The 16,987-nt window shown below is 37.8% G+C and carries 15 protein-coding genes; 10 read left to right on the forward strand and 5 right to left on the reverse strand.

What is annotated here, in order from left to right; all coding sequences use genetic code 11:
* Positions 1–11: 11 nt before the first annotated feature.
* Complete coding sequence (gene pfkA, locus ABMA76_RS09355) at positions 12–1,019, reverse strand: 6-phosphofructokinase (RefSeq protein ID WP_392909947.1); 1,008 nt, start codon at positions 1,017–1,019, stop codon at positions 12–14.
* Positions 1,020–1,027: 8 nt separating this feature from the next.
* Complete coding sequence (gene gpmI, locus ABMA76_RS09360; protein WP_393061445.1) at positions 1,028–2,551, reverse strand: 2,3-bisphosphoglycerate-independent phosphoglycerate mutase; 1,524 nt, start codon at positions 2,549–2,551, stop codon at positions 1,028–1,030.
* 202 nt (positions 2,552–2,753) lie between these two features.
* Here gpmI and ABMA76_RS09365 point away from each other — a divergent pair, with 202 nt between their 5' ends.
* From ABMA76_RS09365 to ABMA76_RS09375, 3 genes are all read left to right on the forward strand, one after another.
* The gene (locus tag ABMA76_RS09365) at positions 2,754–3,515 is read left to right on the forward strand and encodes a hypothetical protein (protein ID WP_392909951.1); all 762 of its coding nucleotides are present in this window, start codon (positions 2,754–2,756) and stop codon (positions 3,513–3,515) included.
* A 168-nt stretch (positions 3,516–3,683) separates the two neighbouring features.
* Positions 3,684–5,408: an acyl-CoA dehydrogenase gene (locus ABMA76_RS09370; protein WP_393061447.1), complete on the forward strand. Its 1,725-nt coding sequence runs from the start codon at positions 3,684–3,686 to the stop codon at positions 5,406–5,408.
* 39 nt (positions 5,409–5,447) lie between these two features.
* Positions 5,448–6,251 carry a hypothetical protein gene (locus ABMA76_RS09375; RefSeq protein WP_393061449.1) on the forward strand — a complete coding sequence of 268 codons (804 nt, stop codon included), beginning with the start codon at positions 5,448–5,450 and terminating at the stop codon, positions 6,249–6,251.
* A gap of 2 nt (positions 6,252–6,253) precedes the next feature.
* On the opposite strand, the gene ABMA76_RS09380 is transcribed toward ABMA76_RS09375, so the two are convergent.
* Positions 6,254–7,489: a class I SAM-dependent RNA methyltransferase gene (locus ABMA76_RS09380; protein ID WP_392909957.1), complete on the reverse strand. Its 1,236-nt coding sequence runs from the start codon at positions 7,487–7,489 to the stop codon at positions 6,254–6,256.
* Between the two features lie 184 nt (positions 7,490–7,673).
* Between ABMA76_RS09380 and ahcY the strand changes: the two genes are divergently transcribed.
* From ahcY to ABMA76_RS09395, 3 genes are read left to right on the forward strand one after another with little or no spacing between them, the layout of a single operon-like run.
* Entirely contained in the window at positions 7,674–8,969 is a 1,296-nt protein-coding gene (gene ahcY / locus ABMA76_RS09385; RefSeq protein WP_392909959.1) for an adenosylhomocysteinase, read from the forward strand.
* Between the two features lie 54 nt (positions 8,970–9,023).
* Positions 9,024–9,464: a ribose 5-phosphate isomerase B gene (gene rpiB, locus ABMA76_RS09390; protein WP_392909961.1), complete on the forward strand. Its 441-nt coding sequence runs from the start codon at positions 9,024–9,026 to the stop codon at positions 9,462–9,464.
* Between the two features lie 4 nt (positions 9,465–9,468).
* Positions 9,469–10,149 (forward strand): hypothetical protein, encoded by a 681-nt coding sequence (locus ABMA76_RS09395; RefSeq protein ID WP_392909963.1) that lies wholly within the window; start codon positions 9,469–9,471, stop codon positions 10,147–10,149.
* Here the strand turns inward: ABMA76_RS09395 and ABMA76_RS09400 are convergent, their stop codons facing one another.
* Both ABMA76_RS09400 and ABMA76_RS09405 read right to left on the reverse strand, forming a co-directional pair.
* A complete protein-coding gene (locus ABMA76_RS09400) occupies positions 10,150–10,536 on the reverse strand; it encodes a thiol-disulfide oxidoreductase DCC family protein (RefSeq protein ID WP_392909964.1) in 387 nt (128 codons plus the stop codon).
* Between the two features lie 18 nt (positions 10,537–10,554).
* Positions 10,555–12,264: a hypothetical protein gene (locus ABMA76_RS09405; protein ID WP_392909966.1), complete on the reverse strand. Its 1,710-nt coding sequence runs from the start codon at positions 12,262–12,264 to the stop codon at positions 10,555–10,557.
* A gap of 273 nt (positions 12,265–12,537) precedes the next feature.
* Here ABMA76_RS09405 and ABMA76_RS09410 point away from each other — a divergent pair, with 273 nt between their 5' ends.
* The 4 genes from ABMA76_RS09410 (at position 12,538) to ABMA76_RS09425 (ending at position 16,942) form a co-directional block, all read left to right on the forward strand.
* Positions 12,538–13,110 carry a metal-dependent transcriptional regulator gene (locus tag ABMA76_RS09410; RefSeq protein WP_392909968.1) on the forward strand — a complete coding sequence of 191 codons (573 nt, stop codon included), beginning with the start codon at positions 12,538–12,540 and terminating at the stop codon, positions 13,108–13,110.
* 94 nt (positions 13,111–13,204) lie between these two features.
* Positions 13,205–13,660 (forward strand): hypothetical protein, encoded by a 456-nt coding sequence (locus tag ABMA76_RS09415; RefSeq protein WP_392909970.1) that lies wholly within the window; start codon positions 13,205–13,207, stop codon positions 13,658–13,660.
* Complete coding sequence (locus tag ABMA76_RS09420) at positions 13,660–14,877, forward strand: Npt1/Npt2 family nucleotide transporter (protein ID WP_393061451.1); 1,218 nt, start codon at positions 13,660–13,662, stop codon at positions 14,875–14,877. Before ABMA76_RS09415 ends, ABMA76_RS09420 begins: the two co-directional genes overlap by 1 nt.
* Positions 14,878–14,908: 31 nt before the next feature.
* The gene (locus tag ABMA76_RS09425; protein ID WP_393061453.1) at positions 14,909–16,942 is read left to right on the forward strand and encodes a M3 family metallopeptidase; all 2,034 of its coding nucleotides are present in this window, start codon (positions 14,909–14,911) and stop codon (positions 16,940–16,942) included.
* The last annotated feature ends 45 nt before the right edge of the window (positions 16,943–16,987 follow it).

Genomic DNA, 16,987 nt, shown 5'->3' on the forward strand with positions numbered 1-16,987 from the left:
TTTTAGCTTTTCTATTTTGATAGGGTCTTAACCATATCCACATATTTCTCTTCCACTTCAAATTTCTTACCAAGACATTTTTCTAAATTCTCGATAACAATTTGACCATTTTGTTCTGCAGTCACAATAGCAGTCTTTCCTTCAAGTAGTGACTTAACTGCAAGATGTCCCATTTGAGTTGCAATAAAGCGGTCACGCCCTGTTGGGTTACCACCTCGTTGGATATGCCCCAGAATGCAAACACGAGAATCAATTTTATGATCTTCTAGAAGCTTATTGTGAACATAGTGTGATAGACCTTCTGTTTCACCTTCAGCAGCGATAATAATTGAAGAACCTTTTCCACGTTTAAGCCCACGCTTGATATCTGCTGCAATTGTATCCACATCAACATTACTTTCGTCTTGAACAGGAAAAATAATATTTTCAGCACCTGTGCATAGGCCTACATGAAGTGCAATGGCCGGTGACTTTCGTCCCATGACTTCAACGATGAATGTACGATCGTGTGAGTGGGCCGTATCGCGAATCTTATCTACCGCTTCAATAGCTGTTTGTACTGCCGTATCAAACCCAATCGAGTAGTCAGTACCTTCGATGTCATTATCTATTGTTCCAGGGATTCCAACTACAGGAACACCATGTTCCTTATGAAGTTCCCATGCACCATTAAATGATCCATTCCCACCAATAACGACTAATGCATCGATATTCTTTCTTTTTAGAATATGAGCTGCTTCTCTTCTAATTTCTGGTTGCATAAATTCAGGGCAACGAGAAGTTTGTAGAATTGTTCCACCTTTTTGAAGAATGTTTCCCACACTTGCAGCATCCATTTTGTGTTGAGAACCTTCAAGAAGACCTGTGAATCCACGACGAATTCCATAGATTTCAATATCATTTGCAATGCAAGTACGAACAACGGCCCTAATGGCACAGTTCATTCCCGGGCTGTCTCCTCCGCTGCAAAGGACAGCAATTGTTTTAATCGACTTAACATCTTTTTCAACTTCGCTCATAAATATTCCTATTCAAAAATATGATGGCCAGTAAAACTCGCTGGACGATCAATCCCCATAATATAAAGACATGTTGGAGAAACATCCATTAGTGAATGATCTCCCGGTGCAATTGTAAAAGCTTTATCTTTTAGTGCACTGTTAATCACACAAAATGGTACCGGTGCTCCGGTGTGAGCAGTATGTGGTGTTCCATCTTTATGTGTCATTTGATCACTGTTACCGTGATCTGCAGTGATAACCACTGTAATATTCTCATCAAGACATTTCTTAACTATTTTTCCGACACACTCATCAAGTGTTTCAATTGCTTTGACTGCCGCTTCGTACTTTCCTGTATGACCAACCATATCTGAGTTCGCAAAGTTGACAACACTAAAGTCAAAGTCACTTAATTTTGCAATTAATTGCTCTGTCACTTCAGGCGCACTCATTTGAGGCTTTTCATCATATGTCGAAACTTCTTTAGGTGATGGAATAAGAAAGTGCTCTTCATTTGGAAATGGCTTCTTTTCTCCACCATTAAAAAAGAATGTGACGTGTGCATACTTCTCAGTTTCAGCAATCTTTAATTGTTTCTTTCCAATACTGCTTAAGTACTCAGTCATTGTTCCTTGTAACTTCTCTTTATCAAATAAAATTGGAAGCTCCATCTCATCTGGAATATATGGTGTCATACATAAGAACATGGCCGGAAAGAATGGCCTTTCAAATTCAGTAAACTCTGGATAGTTAAATGCCATTGTTAACTGAATAGCACGATCTGGCCTAAAGTTTGTAAAGAAGACGCAGTCACCTTCCTTAATCGCATAGTCTTTATTAAAGAGTGCCGGTGCTATAAACTCATCTGTGCGGCCAGCTTCATATTCACTATTAAGATAATCAAGAGGTGATAAGTCTGTTACATCACCATGGCCTAGGAACATGTCGTATGCTTTCTTGATTTTTTCCCAACGGCGATCGCGGTCCATTCCAATTGAGCGCCCTTGCATTGAAGCAAAGTGTGATCCTTCAAAACCTACGATTTCTTTTAGGTACATATCACCACATGCCGGTGGTGTATCTCGTCCATCCATAAAAGCATGTAAGAAAACTTCAATGCCTTCTTTCCTAAGGCACTTAATGATTTCTTTTGTATGTTCAATATGTGAGTGAATCCCACCATCAGATAAGAGTCCCATTAGGTGGATGCGATTGTTATTCTTCTTTGCAACTTCGATGAGCTCCTTTAGTTTAGGTAGTTCACCAAAAGTATGATTCTTAATTGACTCATTAATACGGACAAGGTCCTGGCGAATTGCTCGACCGGCCCCAAGATTCATATGGCCAACTTCAGAGTTTCCGACAACTCCTTTAGGAAGGCCAACTAAAACCCCACCTGCTTGGATTGTTGTATATGGATAATCTTTAAACAGTCCGTCTAAAATAGGAGTTTTCGCGTCTCGAATCGCGTTCTTTTCTGTGTTTTCACTGATTCCAAAGCCATCTAAGATGATTAGAAGGGCCTTTTCACTAATATTTTTGATCGACATAAATATTTTCCCGTTAAAAGCTTGTTCAGTCCTTATTCTAATACTACCCAAAGATTAGACAAAATACTCTATCGTGTTCACTTTTTAAACACCACGACTTTCTAAAGGACTGTAATCTCATCTTAAAACTTGGCACACAACTTGTATATATATAGGCAAATACTTTAAACACACACAAACACAGAGAATATTGGAGATTACTATGAAACTTAACCTTAAGAACACATTACTTTCAGTTATTGTTCTAGCTTCGCTTGTCGGATGCGGTTCTGATGGAGGAGGTGGCGCTGGAGGTAACCTCAACTATGGAAATTTCCCTGCTGGCTCAGCAAGTGAATACGTTGATACTGCTAGAGGTCTTCCTAATAGCTTAAGTACGGCCGATGATTTATCTCAAGCGATTGTAAATAATAACTTTGCAAGTAGAAGTATTGGCAATAATCAATATCCTATTTACACAATTTCTAGCTTTGATAGCTTATCTGGATCGAGTAATTCAGGTGATTGTGATGACTTTGAAATATTTGGAATGAGCTTAGGTACTATATGTACTTCTTCATCATCTTCTTCGTCATTGAATTATTCTGTTGGCGGATATCGTGGACTATACAGTGATGGAAGGTTAGCTCGTAGCAATGAGTCCTTAGATGGAGCATTTGGATCTACTATTTCACAGTTAGCAAGTTTCTTGGCCACTAAAGTTCAAGAGTCAGATACAAATGGTACCCTTTTTAAGCGTTATGGTAATGGATATGCTCCATATAAAGATGGAATGTGTAATGACTATAATTGGGTTAGTAGCTACTACGGTGGAAATATTCAATTTTGTACACAAGTCGCACAAGCATATGCAGTAGAATGGATTGTGACAATTAATGGAAAAAGAATGATGATTAATATGAATGCACCACTTGTACAACAGCCGGTTTTAAGAGCAACAACTGTTGGAGTTTCAGCTTACTAATAAATAAAAAACGACTTTAAATATATACCTGACAAAAAAGCGCGGCGATGTTCGCGCTTTTTTATTAAATTTAACCTAATTTACTCCGGCTATTTTGTGTCTACACGTGCATGAAATCTGAACATCCATTATAATAGAACTGTTTTAGTATTAAAAAAGGACTATTATATGGCAAAGTATCGTACAGATTTAATGGATGTGAATTTCAATCTATTTAAAGCGTGCAAAATTCAAGACGAAGCGAGCGAGCTTGGGTATGGTGAAGCTGATTTAAAAGATATCCTAACTCAATTCGATAAGTTCGTTGAAAATGAAATTTATCCCACTCGTCAGATTTCTGATGAAATTGGCGTAAAGCACGTTGACGGAAAAGTTATTGTTCCAGAAGTTTTTCACCAAGTAAATAAGGCCTTCTATGAGAATGGTTGGTATGCACTTGGTTATCCTGAAGAGGTTGGTGGAATGCCTGCACCTCACGCAATGAAAGTTGCATGTACTTCAATGGCAATTGGTTCAAATGTTGCGTGGTCGATGTACTACGGACTATCTCAAGGTGCTATGAATGTAATTCTTAAGGTTGGCTCTCAAGAGCAAAAAGATCTTTTCGTTACCAAAATGATGACTGGTGAATGGGGAGGCACGATGTGTCTTACTGAGCCTGGTGCTGGATCTGATGTTGGAAATGCAAATACAACGGCAAAGCCTCTTGATAATGGGAAATACGCAATTAATGGTGTGAAGATCTTTATCTCTTCTGGAGAAAGTGATCTTTATGAGAATAATATTCACCTCGTTCTTGCAAGAACTCCTGGGGCACCAGAAGGAACGAAAGGACTTTCTCTATTTATCGTTCCACGCTTTAACGTCGAAACTGGTGAATCAAATAATGTTAAGTGTACGAAGCTTGAGCACAAAATGGGAATCCATGCACAAGCAACATGTGAGCTTACATTTGGGCAAGACGGTGAGTGTGTTGGTGAGTTGATTGGGAAAGAATTTGATGGAATGAAGAATATGTTCATTATGATGAATGAAGCAAGACTTCTTTGCGGACTTCAAGGTGAAGCGCAGTCTAATCTTTGTTTTGAATTAACTGAGCAATATGCGAAAGAGCGCTCTCAATTTGGCACTGAAATTATTAATATGCCAGATGTTAAGAGAATGCTTCTAAAGATGAGATCAACAGCTAGAGGCCTTAGGGCCCTGTCTCTTTATACGGCAAATCTATTTGATAAGGCCGAAAAGGGTGATGAAGAAGCGGATAAAGAAATCGCTCTTTTCACTCCAATCTGTAAGGGATTCTGTACAGATGAGGGCGTGAATATCGCCAGCGAAGGTGTCCAGGTTCATGGTGGTTATGGATATTGTACTGAGTATGGAATTGAACAATTTATGCGAGATACAAAAATCGCTACAATCTATGAAGGAACAAATGGTATTCAGGCGATTGACTTTGTCATGAGAAAAATTCTTATGGATAAGGGTGAAACATTCTTTAATGTTGGTAAGAAGATTCACGCAACAATGAATAGAGAGGAAGCGAAAGCCTATCCACACGAAGTTTCAATGATTGGAAAATCAATGGAAATGAGTGAGGAAGTTGTGAAAAAATTTGGTTCTTTTATGGCAGCAAAAAATCAGAGTGCGGTACTTGCGCATGCAACTGATTTCTTAAGCTATTGTGGAAACCTTGTTGTTTCATGGTTACTTCTTGAACACGCTTGTATTGCTCAAAACGAATTGAAGACAGCAACAGGTGAAGAAGAGAAGAAATATTATCAGTCTAAAATCGATGATTTTAAAGTTTTCTGTCAGTACCAATTAACGAGAAATATTGGGCTCGCACATAGTGTTTTAAACTTCGAGGAAGATTTAACTTCGATTAATGTTTAATTAAAGATTAAGCACAAAGGTATGTGAGAGATGGAAGTAATGGAAAAAGGTGTCGACCTATTTAATGAGGCGACTCGTGGTAGTACAGACTACTACAAAGACAATGTTTATATTATGAAGACAAAAGGAGAGTATGCTCCCTTAAGCTTCATGAAGAAGAAAGTTGAAGGCTTTGATGAGGAAAGCTTATTAAGCCGTGGTTTTATCTATGACTCTTTAGAGCTCGTAGGTGATAAAGAATTTTTAGGATGGTATGAAAAGCAATTTTCTCGCAAGATGAAGAGAGCTCATGCTAAGCAAGTTCTAATTATTCACTTACCAGATAATAAAAGAATCTTTGATGCCATTGAAACAGTTAATAAGGTTTATGACATCCTTCGCGATGAACGTATTATCTTCAATGGTAAGAAACTTCCGGTACAGCTAGGAGAATGGTACGCCAAGTGTATATTCGGATTAATGCAGAAGAAGTCGACTTCCCAGCGTGGTTTCGACTTTTATGTTGGTGAAAAAAGAATTGAAGTTGTCGTTCACTGGGGAGATCAAACTTCACCAAAAGGTGTGAAGGTTAGAAAGTCTCTTTGTGATCTTTCAGCAAGTGTTATCATTATTTATCTTGCACGTAATTTTATGATTAGAGATATTTGTCTACTCGACTCAGATTATGTGCTTAGAAAATTTGCAGGAAAAGGGCATACACTATTCTTAAAAGATTCTGATATCGGAACATACTTCTTTTCTAAATCAACAAAGCATAAGGATAAAGTCGTCAATAAGAATGCTCTTCTTAAGTACGCTCTACCTAAGCTTGCGATGAATCTAACTGAATTCTTAGAAGGTTAAGTCTAAACTAATTCATATTTTAAAAGGCGGCATTCAATGTCGCCATTTAAAAACTCAGTCTTCTTACTTGTCTTTAAACGAATATTTTTTCGTAGTGGCCCGTGAGCTGTCAGAATAAATGCAGTAGATCCTGCAAAGTTATTCTTAAGAGTTTCACCGATTTCATAGTAGAAGTCATTTATGTCTTCAAAACCAATGGCGTGAATACGCTCTCCATAAGGAGGGTTAAAGAGAATAATTCCTCTTTCAAACCCTGCAGGCACAGAGGACTTTGTGAACTCTTCACAGTTGAAATTAACGAAGTCTACTCGGCCAAAGCAGTCGAGAAGGTGCTTTCGTGCTAGTTTGAAGTTTTCGACGTCAGCATCATTATAGAAGAACTTTCCACTTGGAATTGATTCAATTCTATCTTGAGAGTCCTTCATGATTTCGTGAACTTTATCAAAGTACCAATCAACTAGGTTTGAATTATGGAACCATGGTTGTCCAGTAAATGAGTAAGGCGTTGTATTTTGCTTAAGCCTTAAAAAAGCCGGAGATAATTTTAAGTAGTAGAAGATTGCTTCAATAAGGATTGTTCCAGACCCTGCCATTGGATCATAGAAAGGACCTTGGCAATCCCACTTTGTTTCAGCAATAAGAGAAGCAGCTAGATTTTCTCTTAGAGGTGCACGGTGACCTGATTCACGGTAGCCACGTTTATCAAGAGAAGTTCCGACCATGTCAGCGTAAACGATTACTTTACAACCTTCTTTAACTTTCTCAACACGTTGAAGAAAGCTAATATTTGGTTCATTAGTCTCAACATTTGGACGCTTATTAAATTTTTCTCTCATATAATCAACAAGAGAATCTTTTAGAGTTTGAGATAAGAAAATTGAACTTCTAAAAAGCTCCTTACTTTCTCCATCTAGAAGAGTGTTGATTTTAAAAGTTTGTTCTGGAGTAATATAATCTTCCCATGGAAGCTCACTCGCTCTTTTATAAATCTGTTTTTCGTCTCGGATATAGAAGAAGCCAACTTCCTTAAAAACACGAGAAGCAATTCTAGCATTGAAAATATACTCAACAGTTGCCTTATTACGGGCCTTGAATGAAGCTCCTCCACGTCCGGCCTTGGCCTCAATTCCGTTAGCGCGTAGCTCATTTACTAGATATTGTTCACATCCTCTTGGACATGACGCAAAATAAAAACTCTTGTCATTAATGACTTTGTTCGACTTCTGATATTTTTCCATGACTCGATTTATGACTTATTTAGGTATGTGTCAAAGAAAAAGGCTTAAGTTGGTAAAAATTCGTTCATTTTACTCAATAAAATGGGCTAAATTCCTTTGTATAGGCTTCAAACTTGACGGATATACTGTTATAGTTTCGGACATAAAATATATTAAGATTTATTCATACATAAAGTGAGGAAACATGAGCTTTACAGATTACAAAGTAGCAGACATCTCTCTAGCTGACTGGGGAAGAAAAGAAATTAAAATCGCTGAAACTGAAATGCCGGGACTAATGTCTCTGAGAAAAGAGTTTGGAGCGTCAAAGCCACTTAAAGGTGCAAAGATCGCTGGTTGTCTTCACATGACTATTCAAACAGCTGTACTTATCGAAACTCTAGTTGAGCTAGGTGCTGAAGTAAGATGGTCTTCATGTAATATTTATTCAACTCAAGATCAAGCTGCTGCGGCCATCGCTGCTGCTGGAATTCCTGTTTTTGCTTGGAAAGGTATGAACGAAGAGGAATTCGACTGGTGTATCGAACAAACTCTTAAGTGGGCCGATGGATCAGCTCTTAATATGATCCTTGATGATGGTGGTGACCTTACAAATATGGTTCACGACAAATATCCTGAGTTAATCGAAGGAATCAAAGGTCTTTCTGAAGAAACAACTACTGGTGTTCACAGACTATATGAAAGAGTTAAAGCTGGAACTCTTAAGATGCCAGCAATCAATATCAATGACTCTGTTACAAAGTCTAAATTTGATAACCTTTACGGATGTAGAGAGTCTCTAGTAGACGGTATCAAGCGTGCAACTGACGTAATGATCGCTGGTAAGACTTGTGTTGTTGTTGGTTACGGTGATGTTGGTAAAGGTTCTGCTCAGTCTTTTAAAGGTCTTGGAGCAAGAGTTATCGTTACTGAAATCGATCCAATCTGTGCTCTTCAAGCAGCGATGGAAGGTTTTGAAGTAATGAAAATGGATAAAGCCGCTCTAGAAGGTGATATCTTCGTTACAACTACTGGTAACTACCACGTAATCAATGCGTCTCACCTTGATAATATGAGAGATGGTGCAATCGTTTGTAACATTGGTCACTTCGATAACGAAATTGATATTAAGCACCTTCACAACAACTATGAAGAAGATAATATCAAGCCACAAGTTGATCTATACACAGGTAAAGATGGTAAGAGAATCATCCTTCTTGCTCAAGGTCGTCTAGTTAACCTTGGTTGTGCAACAGGGCACCCTTCATTTGTTATGTCTAACTCATTCTGTAACCAGGTAATTGCTCAAATGGAACTTTGGGACAATGCTGGTAAGTATGAAAACAAGGTTTACATGCTACCTAAGCACCTTGACGAAAAAGTTGCTCGTCTACACCTTAAGAGAATCAATGTTGAAATTGATGAACTTTCTCCTCAACAAGCTGAGTACATCAGCGTACCGGTTGAAGGTCCATATAAGCCAGAGCACTACCGTTATTAATTTAACAAATACTCAAGCCTCCTTCGGGAGGCTTTTTACTTTTAGGTCCAAATAATGAGTAAAAAAATATTCCTAGCAACAGATCACGGTGCTTTCGAACAAAAGGAAGCGGTAAAGAAATTCTTAATCGAAGAAGGTTATGAAGTAGAGGATCTCGGTACTCACTCTTCGGAATCATGCCACTACCCGGAATATGCAATTGCTTTAGCTAAAGCGGTTCAAAAAGAGGGCAAGGGAATTCTTCTTTGTGGTTCAGGGATTGGAGTATGTATGGTTGCCAATAAGTTTAAAGGCATTAGGGCCGCTCTTTGTCATAATGTTGACCTTGCAAGGCTTTCTCGTGAGCATAACAATGCAAATGTAATTTGCTTTGGTGGCCGCATTTCTACTAGTGAAGAAGTTTTGGCCATGACTAAGGTTTGGCTTGCTACTGAGTTTGAAGGCGGTAGACATCAGACTCGCATTGACATGTTCACTGACCTCGGTGAAAATTAATCTTATGTTTAAAGTTAAATGGACTGAATATATCTCATTCTTTGTTATCTTAGTTATTGGTATCTATAGCCTATATATATCAAGAACTGATTTAGCTTATTTTGATAAAGTACTTAGCGCACAAAATGGACTTCTCGAATGGTTTACTTTTGTCGGTCTATGCCTCATTTCATTTGGCTACTTTTACAGACGCAGAGTTTTGGCAAAATTTAGAGACTCAAAGTTTCTACTTATGCTAGTTGTTCAAGGTGTGTTCTATATTATCTGTGCCTTGGAAGAGGTGAGCTGGGGACAGCGTATCTTTGATTGGAATTCCCCTGAAATGTTTAGAGATATAAATAGTGTTCTACTTGAAACAAACTTTCAAAATTGGTTAATTGCTCGTGGAGTTTCTCATGAGTCTTGGAACCTTTTTCTAAGAGTTATTCTACTTATTTATCTTTTTGCTGTTCCTATTTCATATCTTAAAATTGAAAAGGCCAAGTTATTCATTGATAAATTTGCACTGCCTGTACCAAAGGCAACTCATATTATAAGTTTCATGATTCTTCTTGTGATCACACTTTTTATTCCAAGTGATAATAAAGTGCAATTTGCAGAGTTTTGTTTGACTTGGGTTTTAACGGCCCTAACATTAGAGCCATTTAACCGTAGTATGTTTTCTCGTCGAAGTCTTGTGCGCTAGTTAGGCGTGCTTCACACAGCTTGGGCATTTTCTTTTTAGCATTCTTCTGTAAGCACTCGTTGTCTTATGAAAGTAGCTTGTGGCCTTCTGACCCATATTACTTTCAATAAGCCAGCTAAACTTATTTACAAGTGGGTAGAGCTTAGCAAGGTGAGTGATAACTTCGTCACCCTTTAAAACCTTCTTATCACTTGTGATGTAGTGAACGACTTCTTGGCATTCTTCTTTAGCTAGCTCGGGATATACTTGATAGAGCTTCTCATCGTTAACACTTACAAAGTTAACAGACTTAGCTTCTTCTAAGCGGGCCAGAGAATCCTTAAATCTAACACAAAGTGGACATTCATCATCGAAGATGAGAATTGGTAATTTGTAATTTTCTTCCATGAAAACAACCTTTTATTTTTATTGTGCTCCTAATTTCTTAGTCGCTGAGTAACGATATCTTCTTGATATGATCTCAAAAATATTACTAGATTTATCTTTTGTTATGCCTGCATTTCTTTGTGCTCTTTGTGAGAAGTCTAAAATTTCTGCACTGGCATTTGCATTATCTTTCTTTTTCTTCTTTAGTAGGTGTGCGTATGGATTTACGGCCTTTTTCTTACTCTTCTTTTTATTATCTAAGCCGCTACCACCTCTAAAGTAGAGTCCATTATTTTTTGGCTTATAAGATGCTGTATACTTTCCAACCTTTCCTCTTAGTCCTGAAGCACGAGATTTTAACTTTGCTTCTGCTGACTTACTTTCACTAGTTTCTGGTGTGGCCGAAATAGCATTAGCGACGGCTCCATCAAACCCTAGCTGTCTTAGGCCCTCAGCGATTTTTGCATCTTTCTTCTTATAATTAGCAGGTAGGTTGATCTTGTTTAAGCCTTCTTTTAGTTTATCGTTGGCCATGGCAAAGATTTTTCCTGACGTTGATTTGAAGCTATTTGAGCTATCACCAGGAGTTGAAATACCATTTGTCATTTTGTAGAAGTCATCAAGACTTGTTCCAAGTCCACCTGGAATATACATTCCTCCAATCTTTGATGAGATTCTTGAATCGAGACATGAGTTCGTTTGGCGACAAGTACAGTTAAGATCTTCTTTTACGTTATTATCAACACAAGTAACTTGCCAGTTATTATTCTGAGCAGTTCTTTGTCTAATTTGCGGATAACAATACTTCACATCGTTCATTGTTTCAGGCTGACTACAGTAGCAATCGCGATCTGAAACAGGATTACATTTACCTTTACCACTTAGTTTATTTGCGACATTGTTTAGTTTGTCAGCAGCATCACCGTGCATCTTATGCTCCCACATATAGTAGCTCGTCATAAGCGTTGAGGCCCCTAGCTTTACCCAGTTACTCCAACCACTTGTGAATCCACCTTGTGTTGCCATCGAGGCAATATAGCAAACAGTTGTCGCTCCCCATCCTTTTCTTTGGATATCAACCGACTTCTGGCGATCGCGGTGTGAGCGAGCTTGCTTATAAAGGGCCTGGCTTTGAGCGTTTTCAACATCAGGTTCTGTTGCAAGTGCAAACTCATCACTCTTTTGTTGTGTCACACGTGCAATAACTTCTGCTCCCATTGGAATATATTGGCAGTAATCAGTACCCTCTTTCTCGCTGGCCTTGTCATGTTCTTTTTGAGCAGCATCAAGGTCTTTTTGCTCGACTTGAGAATCGGCCATTGCCTCGGCCTTACCTTCTTGATTGAAACTAATACCTTTCTCACTATATTTGGCCGCAACATCTTTCTTAGTCACAACATCAATCTGGTTGAATTTTCCACCGCCTCCAGCTTGTGACATGGCCGGCATAATAATAGAGTAGGCTTGCCCTACGGCCTTAAACATTGAAGGTGACATTCCCATGAACTTCTCACCATCAGTTGCATCGCCACCCTTTCTTATACTTTCACACTCTTGAGAAGTACCACATTCTTGGGCCCACTTCTCATCAGCTTCTCTCTGCTGATAACCAGCGTGCGTATAATTCTCCATTGTGTATTTATCTCTGTCCGTAATATTTCCAGACTCAACATCGGCGTCCGAGGGAGCTTCATAGTTGCTATTTTGTCCATAGGACAACATTGAACTCGTTACTAAAAATAACGTCACGAGAGTGGTGAATATTTTTGATTTTGGCCTCAACATTAGCTAACCCCAATTATTTAGATTCTCTTTAATTTTAACACGCTGTGGTGTTGCTCGGGAGGTCTGTAATATATGCCTCATTAAAAACCACGTAAATTCAATATGTTACATGAGTTAATATTTTAGAAATCAAAAAAAGCGATGCACATAATTTGGGGCATCTACTAGAGGCCATTAGTTGCCAAAAATACCTGAAATTGCTAGATTAAAGGCATAACCTAATTTGTGAGAAATATCATGGCAAATACACCAACAAAAGCTAATACTAATGACAAAAAACCTCGTGAGGCTGAGTTATCTCACTCTATGGTTCACTATCTTTTAGCAATTCATAAACTAAAAGAAGACAAGGGTTATGCTCGAGTTACAGATATTGCCAAAGATTTAGGTTTAACTAAGGGTTCTGTTTCAACAGCTCTTAATAATCTTAAAAAACGTAATTTAGTAAAAGAGGAAGATGATACAAAATTTCTTCTCTTAACTGATGATGGTCACGATGAAGTTCACAAGACTTTAACTTCTCGTACTCTTCTTTATTATTTCCTAAAAGACTTTGTAGGTGTTTCAGAAGCAGTTGCTGAAAAAGACTCTTGTATGATTGAGCACCTTTTAAGTGAGGAAACTAGTACAAAATTCTTTGAATTCATGAAGACACTTTCTTGCTCATGTGACGATCTTGCAAAAAGTGGTAAACTTCCTAAAGGTTTTAACTTTCAGACAACTTTAAGTCTTTGTGACTACAAGTCGGCTGAAGAATTTATGGAAGGTCAAAAGGGTGATACGTACTTACAGGAAGAGAAAGACGTTTAAATTCTTATTTCTTTTAATTCTGGGCATATCGCTATCAACTGCATCAGCAACTGAGTATTGTTTTAATCGTAAACGGCCAATACATACTATTCGTATGGATTTGTTGAAGTACGCTATTGATGGTGAAAAGATCAAAATAGATTCTCATAAGAACTGCTTAAATGTTGAAGTAAAATCATATCGCCAAGAATTATTTCGAAAGCTAGTCAATAAATACTTTCCAAATGAATTAGAGAAAAGCTCTGTCTCTCACTACACTCAAGAGATATGTAAATTCAAAATGAAGGAAGTCACAAAGCTTAATGATAAGGTTAATGAACAGCTCTCTGACATCATTAGTTCTCAAGGCAATGACTTTGAAATGGATTTCGGTGGTGAAGTCTATCATGCAATTTGTAAGAAGAAGGGGAGTATTTATCTTCTCGATTTAAGAAATAAGAAGAATAAAGACCAATTAACGACCTTAACTTTTAGTTTAGGAAAGTGGGTCGACTTAACTTCACTGACAAAACTTGAAAATAAAGAATACTCTCTCATGGTGATTGAATAATGAAAAATATTATTACGGCCGTTAAGGAGATCAATGCTGGTCTTTTTGGGCTATCTCAAGATGAGAGAAGAAATATTCTCTTAGTTACTTTTACGCTTTTTCTAGCATTCTTTTCATACCCAATGATTCGTTCGAGCTCAACTGCTCTCTTTATTCAAAATTTTGGAGCAAAGAGTACACCATGGATTTGGTTATCTTCGGTAATGTTTCTTGGTCTCAGCGTTAGTATCATTAATGAACTACAAAAATACTTTTCTATTACGATAATTTTTAATGGTATTGTGGCTATTTCATTGGCCCTTATGGGAGGGGCCCTAGTAGCACTTGGAAATGGCTTCGCTTACGGAAGTGGTGTCTTTGCTGTTTGGAAAGAAGTTTATATTATTTTAGTTGTCCATTTATCATTGGGGTATCTAAACTCTGTCATTGATTTTAGGGTTGCAAAGCTCGTCTATGGGCCACTTGGAGCCTTGGGTTCTCTTGGAGGAATCTTTGGAGGGCTTCTTACGACAAAGCTAATGAAGGGGATGGGAGTTTACTATGCTGCTTCTTGCGGCCTACTCATTCTTGCACTGGTCATTGTTATTTTTAGTTTTACCCAAAAGCAATTCTTAGCACTCAAAGAAAAGTCTCCAATATCTTCACTTGCAGATAAGAAGCTCTATGTCTTCTTTATTTGTGGCCTAATTATTCTTTCACAAGTGGTAATTAACTTGGCAAATTATAAATTTAATCTAGGACTTGAAGTATTTAAAGACGCTAATGAGAAGGGTGCCTATCTTGGCAATATATATTCTTCGATTAATGCCATTTCACTAATTGTCCAAATTATTATTATTCCAATTGCTTTTAAATATTTTAAAGTTTCATCAGTCCATATCTTTATTCCATTTGTCTTCTTTATCTTAATTATTTTGGACCGCATGGAATACTTAGGTTTACTCGGGACAGCAATTTTATTTGTTGGCTTCAAAGGCCTGGACTATTCGATCTTTTCGGCGGCCAAGGAGATGCTATATTTTCCTTTAAGCAAAGAACAAAAGTATGGGGCCAAGTATATTGTTGATATGGTTGTCTACCGTGCGTCAAAAATGGGGATTTCAGCTCTACTATTAGTGTTTACGAGTTTGGCTTTTACCCAAAATATGCTAATAATATCAGTGTTACTCTGGCTAGTTCTAGCGGCTTTTATGGCCATTAAGTTTCGCGCAGAGTAATGCCTTTAATAAGATTCATTTAGGAGTTTATATGTCTAATCCATTATTAGAAAAATTCACAAATCCATATGGTGCAAGGCCATTTGATACAATCAAAAATGAGCACTATATGCCAGCAATTCGTGAAGCAATTAAGATGCACAAAGAAGAAATCGAAGCGATTAAAAACTTTGATGGTGAACTTACATTTGCAAATATCATTGAGCCATATGCAAATTCAGGAGGCGCTATTGAAGATATTTCAATGATCTTCTTTAATCTAAAATCTGCAAATACAGATGATGAGATGAATGAAATTGCAAAAGAGTTCTCACCTCTATTAACTGCTCATGGTAACGACGTTAACCTTGACGCTGATCTTTTTGCAAAAGTTAAAGTTGTTTTCGATAACAAAGAAAATGAAGACTTAAATGCTGAGCAGATGACTCTTCTTACAAAGATCTATAAAGGGTTCGTAAGAAATGGTGCTCTTTTAAGTGAAGATGATAAGAACAAAGTAAGAAAGATTGATGAAGAGCTTTCTAAGTTAGGCCTAGAGTTTTCTGATAATCTACTAAAAGAAACGAATAAATTTGAAATGGTACTTGATAATAAAGAAGATCTAGCAGGTCTTCCTGAAGGACTTATTGAAGCTGCTGCAATGACAGCAACAGAAAAGGGTCATGACGGTAAGTGGGTTTTTACTCTAGATTATCCAAGCTTTGGTCCATTCATTACTTACGCGCAAAACCGTGAACTAAGAAAGCAGATGACAATCGCATCTGGTACTAAGTGTGCTAAAGGTGACGAACTTGATAACCAAGAAATCGTTAAGAGAATTGCACAGCTTCGTTTTGAAAGAGCAGGGATTCTTGGATACAAGAGTCACGCTGATTATATCTTAGAAGAACGTATGGCCATGAGTGCTCAAAATGTTTTCGATCTTTTAAATAACCTAAAAGAAAAAGCAATGCCTGCTGCAATTGAGCACATGGATGAAGTTAAAGCCTATGCAAAAGAGCAAGATGGTGTTGAGGACTTCTCTTCATGGGACTATATGTACTACTATGAGAAGTTAAAGAAAGAAAGATATAGCATTGATGATGAAATGCTAAAGCCATACTTCAAATTAGAAAATGTTCTTAATGGTGTTTTTGAAGTTGCAACAAAGTTATACGGACTAAACTTTAAAGAAGTTACTAATGTTCCTAAGTATCACCAAGATGTAATGACTTATGAAATTACTGATCGTGACGGAAACTTTATTTCTCTATTCTATGGTGATTACTTCCCACGTTCATCTAAGCGTGGTGGGGCATGGATGACAGCATTTAGAGAACAATATGTTCTAAATGGTGAAGATGTACGTCCACATATTGCAAACGTGTGTAATTTTACTAAGCCAACAACAACGAAGCCATCGCTTCTAACTTTTAATGAAGTGACAACTCTCTTCCATGAATTTGGTCACGCGCTTCACGGTATCCTAACGAAGTGTCAGTATCGTATGCTTTCAGGTCCAAATGTATTTTGGGACTTTGTTGAGCTACCATCACAGATTATGGAAAACTGGGCATTTGAAAAAGAATGTTTAGACCTATTTGCTAAGCACTATGAAACTGGAGAGTTAATTCCAGCAGAATTGGTTCAAAAGCTTAAAGATAGCTCAAACTTCGGTGAAGGACGTCACACTATTCGTCAACTAAGCCTAGGTCTACTTGATATGGCATGGCACTCAGGTGACCCATCAAATATTACAAATGTTGAAGAGTTTGAAAATCTTGCAACTCAAGATGTTCAACTACTTCCTAAAGTTGCTGGAACAATGGTTTCAACTTCATTTGGTCATATCTTCGCTGGTGGTTATTCAGCTGGTTACTACTCGTACAAATGGGCCGAAGTTCTAGATGCAGATGCATTTGAATTATTCCTAGAAGAAGGGATTTTTAATACAACAATTGCAGATCGTTTCAGAGAAAATATCCTTGAAAAAGGTGGTTCAGAGCACCCAATGAATCTTTACAAGAAGTTCCGTGGACGTGAGCCAGAGGTTGATGCACTACTTAGACGTGGTGGTCTTATTTAAGCGCTCCGCAAAATTGGCCGCCCAAAGGCGGGCTATTGTTTGCGG

This window comes from Halobacteriovorax sp. ZH5_bin.2 (assembly GCF_043196375.1).
Taxonomy (GTDB): domain Bacteria; phylum Bdellovibrionota; class Bacteriovoracia; order Bacteriovoracales; family Bacteriovoracaceae; genus Halobacteriovorax_A.